This is a genomic window from Enhydrobacter aerosaccus (genome assembly GCF_900167455.1).
Lineage (GTDB): Bacteria > Pseudomonadota > Alphaproteobacteria > Reyranellales > Reyranellaceae > Reyranella > Reyranella aerosaccus.
This window is the reverse complement of the sequence record NZ_FUWJ01000001.1, coordinates 833,050-845,620: the sequence shown is the minus strand read 5'-3', so window position 1 is coordinate 845,620 and position 12,571 is coordinate 833,050. Positions and strand designations below refer to the sequence as shown.

Below are 12,571 nucleotides of genomic sequence, written 5' to 3'. Positions count from 1 at the left end.
GCGGAGCGTGGCCTCGTGTATGTGACGGTCATCATCTTCCTGCTCACCTACGCCGTCATGGCGGTTGGGCGGATTCCGGGCCTGCAGGTGGACCGAACTGGCGTCGCCCTGCTGGGCGCCATCGCCCTGCTGGTGTTCCAGAAGATCACACCCGACGCGGCCTGGGCCGCCGTCAGTTTCCCGACCATCTCGCTGCTGTTCGGGCTGATGATCGTGTCGGCGGCCTTCATGGTGTCCGGCTTCTACGACTGGGTCGCCGCACGCGCGACCTCGCTGTCGATCGGTCCGCGCGGGCTGCTGGCGGTCATGATCGCCACGTCGGCGGTGCTGTCCTCGATCCTGACCAACGACGTGGTCGTGGTCGCCATGGTGCCGGTGATCATCCAGCTCTGCATGGCGCGCCGCCTCAACCCCATCCCGTTCCTGCTGGGCTTCTGCTTCGCCTCCAACGCCGGCGCGGCCGGCACCATCATCGGCAGCCCGCAGAACATGATCATCGCCCAGGGCATGAACCTGTCCTTCACCGGGTTCATGATCGCGGCCCTCCTGCCCTCGCTCCTGTCCCTCGTGCCGATCTGGGGCGTGCTGAGCTTCCTCTACCGGAACCGCTGGACCCTGGTCGCGCCGGCGAAGCCATTACAGGCCTTGCCCGGGCCGCCGCCGCTCAACCGCCTCGAGGTCGCCAAGGCCACACTGGTCACCGTTCTCGTCATCGCGGCCTTCGTTCTTACCTCCTGGCCGCGCGGCGAGATCGCGCTCGCGGGTGCCGCGATCCTCCTGGTCAACCGCACCATCACTTCCGCCGACATGCTGAAGCATGTCGACGGCAACCTGTTCATTCTCCTGGGCGGCCTGTTCGTCGTGAATGCGGCGCTCGCGACAACGGGCTTGCCGCAGCAGATCATCACCGACCTGCATGCGCACGGCTTCGACTTCCAGCATCCCCTGACGCTTTATGTCAGCATCAGCGTGCTGAGCGACATCGTCGGCAACAATCCCGCGGCGCTGCTGCTGGTACCGTACGTGAAGGCCGGCAATCCTGAGGTATCTGGCGCGGCCATGGCGCTGGGGTCGGCCTTCGCCAGCAACGTCGTCGTGTTCGGGAGCCTGGCAGGCATCATCGTCGTGGAGGCCGCCGAAAAGCATGGCATGCCAATCTCCCTTGCCGAATTCTCCAAGGCCGGCATTCCCGTCACCCTGCTGACGATGCTCATCGGCGCCGCCTGGCTGCTGTTGCTCGTCTGACGATCCTTCGCCCGTCCGTGGCACGGGCGGCACGCCTCGATCAATCGGCCGCCGTCTCGTGCTTCTTGACTGCTGGCATCAGGCCGGCCGGATCCACGAGCTTGCCGTGGACGATCATGTTGTGAGCGTGCGCCAGATGGTGGAGCGCAAAAGCGGTCTGCATGGCATTGACCCGGCCTTGTGCGTCCTGCGCCGCGTTCACCGCCTGCTTCACCAGCCGCAGCGCGAAGAGCGGCTTCTGGGCGATCTTCTCGGCGAGAGCCAGGCCGAAGCGCTCGAGTTCGCTGCGGGGCACGACATGGTTCACCATCCCCAGCCGATGCGCCTCCTGCGCCGTGATCCAGTCGGCGGTGAACAGGAACTCCTTGGCCTTGCGCACGCCCATCTCCCAGGGATGGGCGAAGAACTCCGCGCCGCCGACTCCCATCGCCACCGTATGATCGAGGAAGGCGGCATCGTCGGCGCAGACGATCAGATCGCACGGCCACATCAGCATCAGGCCGCCCGCCATCACCTTGCCGTGCACCAATGCGATCGTGGGTTTGGGGATGTTGCGCCAACGCTCGCAGAAGCCGAGATAGATCTCCTGCTCGCGCGCATACTGCGCTTCCGCACCGGGCTCTCCGAACCCGCCCCAGGTGCCGACCGTATCGTGCCTGCGCATGTTGCCGTGGCCATCGACCTCGCGCAGGTCGTGCCCGGATGAGAAATGCGGACCGTTGGCCGACAGGACGATCACCTTGACCTGGTCGTCGTGGGCCGCACGATCGAAAGCCTCGTTGAGCGCATAAAGAAACGCCGTGTCCTGTGCATTGCGCGCCTCGGGGCGATTCAGCACGATGTGGGCGATGGCCGGCACCGGCGTGTCATAGAGGATGGGCTGGCTGGTCATGTTTCCTCCCGAAATTTCCCGGAGCTTAGCCATGCCCGCCGTGAAGCACACCTTCCTCGACACGCGCGGATTCACCACGCACGTCGCACAGGTGGGCGACGGACCGCCGCTGTTCCTGCTGCATGGCTGGCCGGAATTCTGGGCGACCTGGGAACCGATGCTTGCCCGCCTGGGAGATCGCTATCGGCTGATCGCGCCCGACTTTCGTGGCTTCGGTGAGAGCGGCAATCCCGACCCGGGTCGTTCCGACAAGGCCGGCCCCGATGTACTCGCGGACGACATCGCCGCCATCATGGACACTCTCGATATCGAACGTGCGGGTTTCGTCGGTCACGATGTCGGCGCCTTCGCCATGCAGCGTCTGGCGCTCAATCATCCGGGCAAGGTGGCGGGGCTGTTCTTCTTCAACTGCGCTACGCACGGCGTCGGCGCACGATGGCGCGAACCTGAACAGATCAACGAGATCTGGTACCAGACCTTTCACCAGATGCCCTTCGCGCCGGCGCTGGTCGGCGCCAACCGGGATGCCTGCCGTGCCTACTTCGGTCACTTCCTGCGGCACTGGTCCTATCGCAAGGACACTTTCGACGCCGTGCTGGAGCGCTGGATCGACAACTTCATGCGGCCGGGCAACCTGCAAGGCGGCTTCAACTGGTACATCTCCCAGAATGCCGCTCGCCTTGCCGTGATGGCTGGCGCCGCGCCCAAGCCGCCTACGATCAAGCATCCAACCCGCATCTTCTGGGGTCGTCATGACCCGGTGCTACGCAGCGCCTGGATCGATGTCGTCGGCGAATACTTCGAGGATGTGGAAGCCAGCATCGCCGAGGAGGCCGGCCACTTCGTTCATTACGAGACGCCGGATGCCGCCGCGGCCGAGATCGACCGCTTCTTCCGCCGCATCGGCTATGTCCGACCGTAGGGCTGCAAGGCGATGGCCTGGGCGTCGCCGCAGGGGCAGGAGCGACGCCCAGGCTCGCCGGCCTCAACCACGCCAGGCCGACATGCGAATGACGCTGCAGAAATTGGTGCGATGGAAGTGCGGCTCCTTGTCGGCAAGCACGTCGGCCTTGACGTTGCCGAACGTGGTTTCGGGCTTGTGCCTTATGCCGTCATGGAAGGCCTGAATGATGTCTTCCTTGAAATGCGGCGTGCGCGGATGGGCCCGGACGACAGCCTCACGCTGTGCCTCGCCGAAATCGTCGTAGGCGAGCCCCAGGACATCCATCTCGACGCCCGCCGTGACGAGGGCGACGACCGGATGCATGTGCTGCGGGATGCCCGGCGTCGTGTGCAGGGCGATCGCTGTCCACACCGTGTCGATGTCCTGCTGCGCGATGCCGTGACTGCGCAGGAAGTCGCGAGCAGCATTGGCGCCATCGACCTCGAAGCGCTCCGTCCTGCTGCTGTGCGATGGCATGAGACCGACATCGTGGAACATCGCACCGGCATAGAGCAGTTCGGGGTCGAAACCGATCGCCTCTCGCCGGCCGGTCAGCGCTGCGAAGTAGAACACGCGGCTCGAATGATGGAATAGCAGCGGCGTCTCGGTATCGCGCACGAACGCGGTGATCTCGCACGCCAGCCTGCTGTCGGGAACGCTCACCCCGTCGATAGCCAAGGTCGTCATGTCGGTCTCCTCGGATGAATGCGATCCAGAGATGATCCCGTCGCCATATGGCTTCAATTGACTGGATACGTCCATTTCGGCCATATTCCGTCCGATCGCGACACACCGAGCAACGCATGACCAAGCCCCGGACCGTGACGATCCTTGCCCTGCCCGGCGTGCAGCTCCTCGATGTCTCGGGCCCGTTGGACGTGTTCGCCCAGGCCAATGTCGAGGCCGCTGCGGAGCTCTATCGACTGCGTATCGTCACGCACGGTCCACGGGAGATCACAAGCTCATCCGGCCTGCGCCTGCTGGCCGATACGGTCATTGGCGACAAGGATGGCACGCCATCCCACACGCTGCTCGTGGCCGGTGGACCGACCGCGGCCGACCGGGTGCCGCCGCCCGCTTTGCTCGACTGGTTGCGGCAGCAGGCCCGGGCCGCGCGTCGCTACGGCTCGGTGTGCACTGGCGCCTTCGTCCTGGCAGCTGCGGGCTTGCTCGACGGCAAGCGCATCACCACGCACTGGAGTGGCGCTCAACGCCTGGCCGAACGCTATCCAGAGGTGCAGGTCGATGCGGACGCGATCCATGTCCGCGACGGCAAACTGCGCACGGCTGCGGGGGTCACGGCCGGGCTCGACCTGGCCCTGGCGCTGGTGGAGGAGGATTTCGGTCGCGAGCTGGCGATGAAAGTGGCCGCCCAGCTGGTGATGTTCTTCAAGCGGCCCGGCGGACAGCTTCAGTTCAGCCAGCGGGGCGATATCGCTCCCGCCGGTCGATCCATTCTCCAGGAAATCCAGCGCTGGGCTGCGGCTCATCCCGCCGCCGATCTGTCGGTCGGCAACCTGGCCAAGCGCGCTGGCCTGAGCAGCCGTCACTTTGCCCGCCTCTTCCTGCACGAGGTCGGCACGACGCCGGCCGCCTGGGTCGAAGAGGTGCGCATTGGCGCCGCACGGCGTCATCTCGAGACAGGGACCAAAACGCCCAAGCAGGTGGCCGGGTTATGCGGCTTCGCCAATGCCGACACGCTGCGCCGGACCTTCGCACGCCATGTCGGTGTGACGCCCGCCGAATACCGCAAGCGCTTTGCGTCCACGTGACGCCTGCTCTTGACCGTGCTACCGGCGCCCCCTACTCCTCGCTGATCGTCGGTCCTCCCGAACGGGAGGCGAAGAGGGAACGCCGTGGTGCCCGGGGCGAAAGCCAGGGGCCAATCGGCGGCTGTACCCGCAGCTGTAAGCGGCGAGCGCGTGTCCGGAGTGCCACTGGATCTCGATCCGGGAAGGCGGACACGGGCGACGACCCGCGAGCCAGAAGACCTGCCGATGAGAGCGTCGCTCTTCCGATGGACGGGACGATCCAGCGGAACGGTCAAACCGAGAGGTGACGCGCGTAGCGTGTGACTTTGCCGGGAGACCGTCCGATGCTGAGGCTTCTTCGCATTACCTTTGACGACCGGGCCAGCGGGCTGCGCCTGCCGCTGATCGGCCTCTACAGCCTGCTGATCGCCGCCAACCTAGGCGCGTGGATCTGGGCCTGGATAGTGTTCGGCCACCGGCCGTTGCTAATGAGCACGGCTCTGCTCGCCTACACGCTCGGGGTGCGGCACGCCGTTGATGCCGACCACATCGCCGCCATCGACAACGTCACCCGCAAGCTGATGCAGGAAGGCAAGCGGCCGGTGAGCATTGGCTTCTTCTTCGCCACCGGCCACTCGGCCGTGGTGGCGCTGGCGGCAGCCGCCATCGCCGGCACGACCACCCTGCTGACCGACCGCTTCGAGGCTTTCAAGAACGTGGGCAGCATCGTCGGCACGCTGATCTCGGCGCTGTTCCTGTTCGTGATCGCCTTCGCCAACATCGTCATCCTGCGCGGCATCTGGCGGACCTTCCGGCAGCTACGTGCCGGTGGTCACTACATCGACGAGGATTTCGACCTGCTGCTGAACAATCGCGGCCTGCTGGCGCGACTGTTCCGGCCAATGTTCCGGCTGGTCCATCGCAGCTGGCACATGTTCCCGCTCGGCTTCCTGTTCGGATTGGGATTCGGCACCGCAACGGAGGTCACCCTGCTCGGCCTCTCGGCGACCGAGGTGGCCAACGGCGTGTCGATCTGGGCCATCATGGTCTTCCCGGCGCTGTTCGCCGCCGGTATGTCGCTGATCGACACGACCGACGGCGTGCTGATGCTGGGCGCTTACAACTGGGCGTTCGTGAAGCCCATGCGCAAGCTCTACTACAACCTCACCATCACCTTCGTGTCGGTGGTCATCGCGCTGCTGATCGGCGGCATCGAGACGCTGGGCCTGCTCGCCGAGCAATTCGGCCTCTCGGGCTGGTTCTGGGAGGCGATCACGGCACTGAACGACAATTTCAACAATCTCGGCTTCCTGATCATCGCCGTGTTCATCCTCGCCTGGATCGGCTCTCTGATCGTCTACCGCTACCACGGCCTCGACGAAATCGAGGTCGAACGTTCGGCTTCCTAGAGAGATGTCGCGGACCATGAAATCTCATTGCTGGAATCTGGACAACAAAAGGCCCCGAGCCGAAAGCGCGGGGCCTTTGCATTCATCTCATACGGCGTTCGCACCTGCGCCGCGCCGATCGGCACGGCCCGCAGATGGTCCCTAACGCGTCCCAGCCTGCGCCTCGGCCTTGGAATGGGCTTCGGCCTTGCGTGACGACTCGGCGGCGGCCTCGACCACCATGTTCTTCATCGCCTTCTGCAGCTTGTCGAAGGCCCGCACCTCGATCTGGCGCACACGCTCGCGGCTGATGCCGTATTTAGCGGACAGGTCCTCGAGCGTCTGCGGCTCGTCCACCAGTCGGCGCTCGATGATGATGTGCCGCTCGCGGTCCGTAAGCTGCTTCAGCGCCAGCGCCAGCATGTGCTTGCGCTGGCCCAGCTCCTGGTTGTCGGCCAGCCGCGCCTCCTGGTTAGGAGAATCGTCGACCAGCCAGTCCTGCCACTCCATGTCGCCCTCGGCTTTCACCGCGGCGTTGAGCGAACTGTCCGGAGCCGCCAGGCGGCGGTTCATGTTCACCACCTCCTCCTCGGGAACGCCGAGGCGGGTGGCGATCTTGGATACCTGCTCGGGCGACAGGTCGCCCTCCTCGATGGCCTGCATCTGGCCCTTGAGCTTGCGCAGGTTGAAGAACAGCTTCTTCTGCGCGGCGGTGGTGCCCATCTTCACGAGCGACCAGCTGTGCAGGATGTATTCCTGGATCGAGGCACGAATCCACCACATGGCGTAGGTGGCCAGGCGGAAGCCGCGGTCCGGGTCGAACCGCTTGACCGCCTGCATCATGCCGACATTGCCCTCCGAGATCAGCTCGGCCACCGGCAGCCCATAGCCCCGGTAACCCATGGCGATCTTGGCCACGAGGCGCAAATGGCTGGTCACGAGCTTGTGCGCAGCCTGGGAATCACCATGTTCCCGCCAGCGCTTGGCGAGCATGAATTCTTCCTGCGGCTCCAGCAGGGGAAACTTGCGGATCTCCTGCAGATAGCGCGAAAGGTTACCCTCCGGCGACAAGGCCGACGGCAGGGCGGGAAGGTTTGCGGATACAGTACTCATTGGGGACTCCCCCTTTCTGCCTGAACGGGCGTTTAGCACTCTCGCCCGTCGACTGCTAAACCTGAGTCTATTAGTCGGATAGCGGTTGGGTCAACCCCTATTTCCGACTAATCCCCTCAACAATCAGTCCGGTAACTTAACGCCGTTCATTTCCGCGACCAGCTTCCGCATGTCTTGCGGCAATTCTGTGGCGAAGGTCATCTCCCGCCCGGTCCTCGGATGGCGGAATTCCAGGAGGGCGGCATGCAACGCCTGCCGTCCAAAGCTTTTCAACGATGCCGGCAGTGAGGTGTTCCGAGCACCGCTGCGGCTGCGGCCATAGACCGGATCGCCGACCACCGGGCAGCCGATATGGGAGAAATGCACCCTGACCTGATGGGTCCGGCCGGTATGCAGTTTGGCCGCTACCAGGCTCGCCCACGGCGCGAGCGGCGGCCCGAAGCTCTTCTCGACCCAATAGTCCGTGAGCGCCCGCTTGCCGCTGGTCCGGCGCACGGCCATGCGCTTGCGATCGACCGGATGACGCCCGATGGCGGCCTCGATTGTCCCCTGCCGCGGGCTGGGAACGCCCCAGACAAGGGCATGGTAGACCCGGGTCAGGTCATGGGCGGCGAACAGCTTGGAAAGAGCGTGGTGAGCGGCGTCGTTCTTGGCCACCACCATGACGCCGGACGTATCCTTGTCGAGACGGTGGACGATACCGGGCCGCCGCACGCCGCCGATCCCCGACAGACTCTCGCCGCAATGAGCCAGCAGCGCATTGACCAGGGTATTGTCCGGATTGCCCGGCGCGGGATGGACGACCAAGCCTGCCGGCTTGTCGAGCACCAGCAGGTCGTCGTCCTCGTAGAGGATATCGAGATCGCGCGCCTGAGGGAGCGGCTCGGCCGGTTCGGGCTCCGGAATGTCGACAATGAAACACTCGCCCGTTTTGACCTTGCGGGACGGCTCTTCTATCGTCCCGCCGCCCGCCAGCGCCACCCGGCGGCCTTCGATCAACGCCTTCACGCGGCTGCGCGTGAGGATCGGCAAAGCAGCCGCCAGCGCGCGGTCGAGCCGTTCGCCGGCGGCGGCAGCGTCGAAGGTCACGATGTGGCGACCGGTTTCGTCCATGGAGTTGTCTTGGCCCCCTCTGCTCAGGCCCATGCACCGCGTTGGCTGAAGGTGCTCGTGATCGTGATGGGCGCGGTGATCGTCACCGGGTTCATTGTCGTAACGGCCGAAACCATCCGGCGCATGTCTACCTCCGGCAGTTCGCAATCGCCAGCAGGCGGAGCACCCTTCGCCCAGCGGATCGCCCTGCCGTCGGGCGCCCAGGTCCTGTCCATGACCGCGGTCGGCGATCGACTGGTCGTCCATGTCGAGGGGCCGGACGGGCTGCCGACCGCCTATGTCATCGACCCCCGCACCGGCGCCCTGCTCGGCACCATTGCCTTCCCGCCCGGTGCGGCGCGCTAGCATGTTCGACCACCTTTCGATCACGGTGACCGACCTCGATCGGGCACAGCGGTTCTATGACGCCGTCCTGGCGCCATTGGGGGTCCCGCGGGTCAATCGGCGCGAACGGGCCATCGGCTATGGCGAACGAGCCGGTCGAGAGGGAGCGCCTTGTTACATCTCGGTCTATCTCAGCGACCACGTTGTCCCCGATAACCGCCACTGGTGCTTCCGCGCCCCGAGCCGGGCCGCCGTGCGCACTTTCCACGCCGCGGCGCTGGAGCATGGCGGCAGCGACGATGGGCCTCCTGGCCTGCGCGAAAGATACGGCCCCGACTACTACGCCGCCTTCGTCCGCGATCCGGACGGCAACCGTCTCGAGGCGCTGACGCGCCGTCCCGAGGAGCAAGAATGAACTTCCGCAGCGACAACGAAGCCGGCGCCCATCCCCTGATCCTCGAAGCGGTGCGACGGGCCTTCACCGCCGGTACGGCTCACTCCTATGGCGACGACGAATGGACCCACAAGGTCGAACGACGCCTGCGGGAGATCTTCGATCATCCAGGTCTGGTGGCCTATCCCGTCGCCACAGGAACCGCCGCTAACGTGCTGGCCCTTTCCTGCTGCACACCGCCCTGGGGCGCCATCTTTTGCCACCCCGCCTCGCATATTGCCGTCGACGAAGCCAATGCGCCGCAATTCTATACCTCTGGCTCACAGCTCGTTCATGTCGATGGCAAGGACGGCAAGATAGATCCGCGCCGTCTCGCCGACATGCTGGCGCAACCGGTCTATGGCGTGGTCCATCATCCCCAGCCGGCGGCCGTCAGCATCACACAGGCCACCGAATGCGGTACTGCCTATTCACCGGAGGAAATCGCCGGCCTCTCGACCTCGGCCCGCCGCCACGGGCTCAAGTTGCACATGGACGGTGCGCGCTTCGCCAACGCCCTTTCCTATATCGGCTGCGCACCCTCGGAACTGACCTGGCGGGCGGGCGTCGACGTCCTCAGCCTGGGCGCGACGAAGAACGGCGCCATGGCAGCCGAAGTCGTGGTGTTCTTCGACCGCGAACTGGCGCGCGAATTCGAGTTTCGGCGCAAGCGCGGCGGCCATCTGTTCTCCAAGATGCGCCTGCTCTCGGCCCAGCTCGACGCCTACTTCGCCGATGGACTGTGGCTGGCCAATGCCCGTCACGCCAATGCCATGGCTCGCCGCCTCGTGGCCGGACTGACGGCTTTGAAGGGCACGTCGCTGCTCTACCCGGTCCATGCCAACGAGATCTTCATCGCCTTGCCCGCGCATATCCACGATGCGCTGGAGGAAGCGGGAGCGCAGTATCATCCCTGGCCGTCGGACCGCCCGGGCGAGCGTGCCTTCCGGCTGGTGACGGCCTTTGACACCGACCCGACCATGGTCGATCGTTTTCTCTCCATCGCAAAGACAGCCGAATAATACTGCCGCATCAGGGTAAGGACATGACGCATCAGCGTACGCTCACCGCCGCTCACTGGGGTGTTTACGAGGTCGAGTACGACGAGCAAGGCAAGGCCTCGCGTCTGCACCCCTTCTCGCAAGACCCTGATCCATCGCCGATCGGGCTGCACATGCTGTCGGACGAGGTCGCCCGTCTGCGCGTCGGTCGTCCGGCGGTCCGCAAGAGCTGGCTCGAAAAAGGACCCGGTGCGGCGAGCGACAAGCGTGGCCAGGAACCCTTCGTGGAAGTGCCGTGGGACGAGGCGCTGGACCTGGTTGCGGCCGAGCTCAAACGCGTGCAGACGAGCTGGGGCAACGAGGCCGTCTTCGGCGGCTCCTATGGCTGGTCGAGCGCCGGCCGGTTCCATCACGCGCAAAGCCAAGTGAAGCGGTTCCTGAACTGCTATGGCGGCTTCGTGCGCCACCAGGATTCCTACAGCCTGGGTGCGGCGCGCGTGCTGATGCCGCACATCGTTGCCAGCATGGAAGAGCTGATGGCCATGCACACCAGCTGGGACGTGCTGGCCGAGCATTGCAAGCTGTTCGTCACCTTCGGCGGCGTGCCGCGCAAGAACGCCCAGATCAATGCCGGCGGCGCGACGCTGCATCACGTCAAGCGCGGGCTCTACGGCATGGCCGCGAAGGGCGTCCGCTTCGTCAATGTCACGCCGACCGCCGAGGATCTCGACAATGGCAGCGAGGTCGAATGGCTCGCTGTGCGGCCCAACACCGACACGGCCCTGATCCTGGCGCTATGCCACGTCCTTTATACCGAGAAGCTGTACGATCGCTCCTTCCTGGATCGCTGCACCGTCGGCTTCGAGAAATTCGTGCCCTATCTCGTCGGTGAGAGCGACGGCCAGCCCAAGACGCCGGCCTGGGCGGAACGCATCTGCGGCATCTCGGCTGCGCGGATCGCATCGCTCGCCCGCGAGATGGCGGCAACCCGCACCACGGTCAGCATCGGCTGGTCGCTGCAACGCAGCCACCATGGCGAGCAGCCGTTCTGGGCGCTGGTGACGCTGGCCTGCATGCTGGGCCAGATCGGCCTGCCAGGTGGCGGCTTTGGCGTCGGCTATGGTCCCGTGAATTTGATGGGCAGCGGATATCCCAAGTATTCCGGGCCGACTTTGCCGCAGGGAACCAACCCGGTGAAGAGTTTCATTCCCGTTGCACGCTTCACCGACATGCTGCTGCATCCAGGCGCCAGCTTCGACTACAACGGCGAACGCCACACCTATCCCGACATCCATCTTGTCTATTGGGCGGGTGGCAATCCCTATCATCACCACCAGGACCTCAACCGGCTGCGGCAGGCCTGGTCCAAGCCCGACACGATCATCTTCCACGAGCAATTCTGGACGCCGGCCGCCAAGATGGCCGATATCGTACTGCCCGCCACGACCAGCCTCGAAAGGGACGATATCGGCTATGGCAGCCGTGAGCCCTTCGTCATCGCCATGAAGAAAGCGCGCGAGCCGCTGGGCGAGGCACGCGACGATTACGACATCTTCCAGGCGCTGGCGCAGCGACTTGGCGTGGCCGAGGCACATTCGCAGGGCCACGCGTCGAGCGGCGATTGGCTGGAGCATCTCTACGAGGAAGCGCGCGTGAAATCGGCCAAGGCCGGCGTCACCCTGCCGCCGTTTGCGCAGTTCTGGGAGGCCGGACTGGCGGAGGCCAAGGGCGAGAAGCGCGATCCGGTCATGCTGGCTGCCTTCCGAACCGACCCGGCCAAGCATGCGCTGAAAACCCCATCGGGAAAGATCGAGATCTATTCGGAGCGCATCGCCTCCTTCGCCCTCGACGACTGCCCGCCGCACCCGACCTGGATGGAGCCGATCGAATGGCTGGGTTCCAGGACGGCCGAGCGCTATCCGCTGCACATGCTGTCGGATCAGCCCGCCGACAAGCTGCACAGCCAGCTCGACCACAGTCCCTATGCCAAGGCGACCAAGATCAAGGGGCGCCAACCGATCACGATCCACCCCGAGGACGCTGCGGCCCGTGGCATCGCGGACGGCGATATCCTGCGTGTCTACAACGACCGTGGCGCCTGCCTGGCGGCCGCGCGCCTGAGCGACCGTATCCGTCGCGGGGTCGTGCGCCTGTCGACCGGCGCCTGGTTCGATCCTGCCGACGCCGGCTCGAACAGGCCGCTGGAGAAGCACGGAAATCCCAATGCCCTCACGCTCGATGTCGGCGCCTCCAAGCTGAGCCAGGGCTGCATCGCGCAGACTTGCCTGGTCGAGGTCGAACGGTTCGATGGCCCGGCGCCGCCGGTAACGGCACATCAGCCACCCGCCTTCGATGTCCGACGCTGAAT

Annotated in this window: 12 protein-coding genes and 1 riboswitch; of the genes, 8 read left to right on the top strand and 4 right to left on the bottom strand. The window is 65.3% G+C overall.

The genetic code is table 11. The features are described from left to right. Window positions 1-15: 15 nt before the first annotated feature. Window positions 16-1,245: an ArsB/NhaD family transporter gene (locus tag B5D62_RS03945; protein WP_085932489.1), complete on the top strand. Its 1,230-nt coding sequence runs from the start codon at window positions 16-18 to the stop codon at window positions 1,243-1,245. 40 nt (window positions 1,246-1,285) lie between these two features. Here the strand turns inward: B5D62_RS03945 and B5D62_RS03940 are convergent, their stop codons facing one another. After that, a complete protein-coding gene (locus tag B5D62_RS03940; RefSeq protein WP_085932488.1) occupies window positions 1,286-2,137 on the bottom strand; it encodes an enoyl-CoA hydratase in 852 nt (283 codons plus the stop codon). Window positions 2,138-2,168: 31 nt separating this feature from the next. Here B5D62_RS03940 and B5D62_RS03935 point away from each other — a divergent pair, with 31 nt between their 5' ends. Next, window positions 2,169-3,059, top strand: a complete 891-nt coding sequence (locus tag B5D62_RS03935) for an alpha/beta fold hydrolase (protein WP_085932487.1) — start codon at window positions 2,169-2,171, stop codon at window positions 3,057-3,059. 63 nt (window positions 3,060-3,122) lie between these two features. On the opposite strand, the gene B5D62_RS03930 is transcribed toward B5D62_RS03935, so the two are convergent. Further along, window positions 3,123-3,767: an HD domain-containing protein gene (locus B5D62_RS03930; protein WP_085933515.1), complete on the bottom strand. Its 645-nt coding sequence runs from the start codon at window positions 3,765-3,767 to the stop codon at window positions 3,123-3,125. Between the two features lie 116 nt (window positions 3,768-3,883). Between B5D62_RS03930 and B5D62_RS03925 the strand changes: the two genes are divergently transcribed. Together B5D62_RS03925 and B5D62_RS03920 are read left to right on the top strand one after the other, a co-directional pair. Then, window positions 3,884-4,852, top strand: a complete 969-nt coding sequence (locus B5D62_RS03925) for a GlxA family transcriptional regulator (protein WP_085932486.1) — start codon at window positions 3,884-3,886, stop codon at window positions 4,850-4,852. A gap of 32 nt (window positions 4,853-4,884) precedes the next feature. After that, a riboswitch (cobalamin riboswitch) is annotated at window positions 4,885-5,093 on the top strand. Between the two features lie 82 nt (window positions 5,094-5,175). After that, window positions 5,176-6,240: a HoxN/HupN/NixA family nickel/cobalt transporter gene (locus B5D62_RS03920; RefSeq protein ID WP_085932485.1), complete on the top strand. Its 1,065-nt coding sequence runs from the start codon at window positions 5,176-5,178 to the stop codon at window positions 6,238-6,240. A gap of 141 nt (window positions 6,241-6,381) precedes the next feature. Here the strand turns inward: B5D62_RS03920 and rpoH are convergent, their stop codons facing one another. Together rpoH and B5D62_RS03910 are read right to left on the bottom strand one after the other, a co-directional pair. After that, window positions 6,382-7,332 carry an RNA polymerase sigma factor RpoH gene (gene rpoH, locus B5D62_RS03915; RefSeq protein WP_085932484.1) on the bottom strand — a complete coding sequence of 317 codons (951 nt, stop codon included), beginning with the start codon at window positions 7,330-7,332 and terminating at the stop codon, window positions 6,382-6,384. A gap of 123 nt (window positions 7,333-7,455) precedes the next feature. Next, entirely contained in the window at window positions 7,456-8,445 is a 990-nt protein-coding gene (locus B5D62_RS03910; protein WP_139373712.1) for an RluA family pseudouridine synthase, read from the bottom strand. 9 nt (window positions 8,446-8,454) lie between these two features. Between B5D62_RS03910 and B5D62_RS03905 the strand changes: the two genes are divergently transcribed. From B5D62_RS03905 to B5D62_RS03890, 4 genes are read left to right on the top strand one after another with little or no spacing between them, the layout of a single operon-like run. Next, a complete protein-coding gene (locus B5D62_RS03905; protein WP_139373711.1) occupies window positions 8,455-8,790 on the top strand; it encodes a DUF6476 family protein in 336 nt (111 codons plus the stop codon). Between the two features lies 1 nt (window position 8,791). Next, complete coding sequence (locus tag B5D62_RS03900; protein ID WP_085932481.1) at window positions 8,792-9,184, top strand: VOC family protein; 393 nt, start codon at window positions 8,792-8,794, stop codon at window positions 9,182-9,184. After that, window positions 9,181-10,224, top strand: coding sequence for a threonine aldolase family protein (locus B5D62_RS03895; RefSeq protein WP_085932480.1), 1,044 nt, complete (start codon window positions 9,181-9,183; stop codon window positions 10,222-10,224). The genes B5D62_RS03900 and B5D62_RS03895 overlap by 4 nt, the downstream gene beginning before the upstream one ends. 23 nt (window positions 10,225-10,247) lie before the next feature. Beyond that, a complete protein-coding gene (locus B5D62_RS03890; protein ID WP_085932479.1) occupies window positions 10,248-12,569 on the top strand; it encodes a molybdopterin-dependent oxidoreductase in 2,322 nt (773 codons plus the stop codon). Window positions 12,570-12,571: the final 2 nt, after the last annotated feature.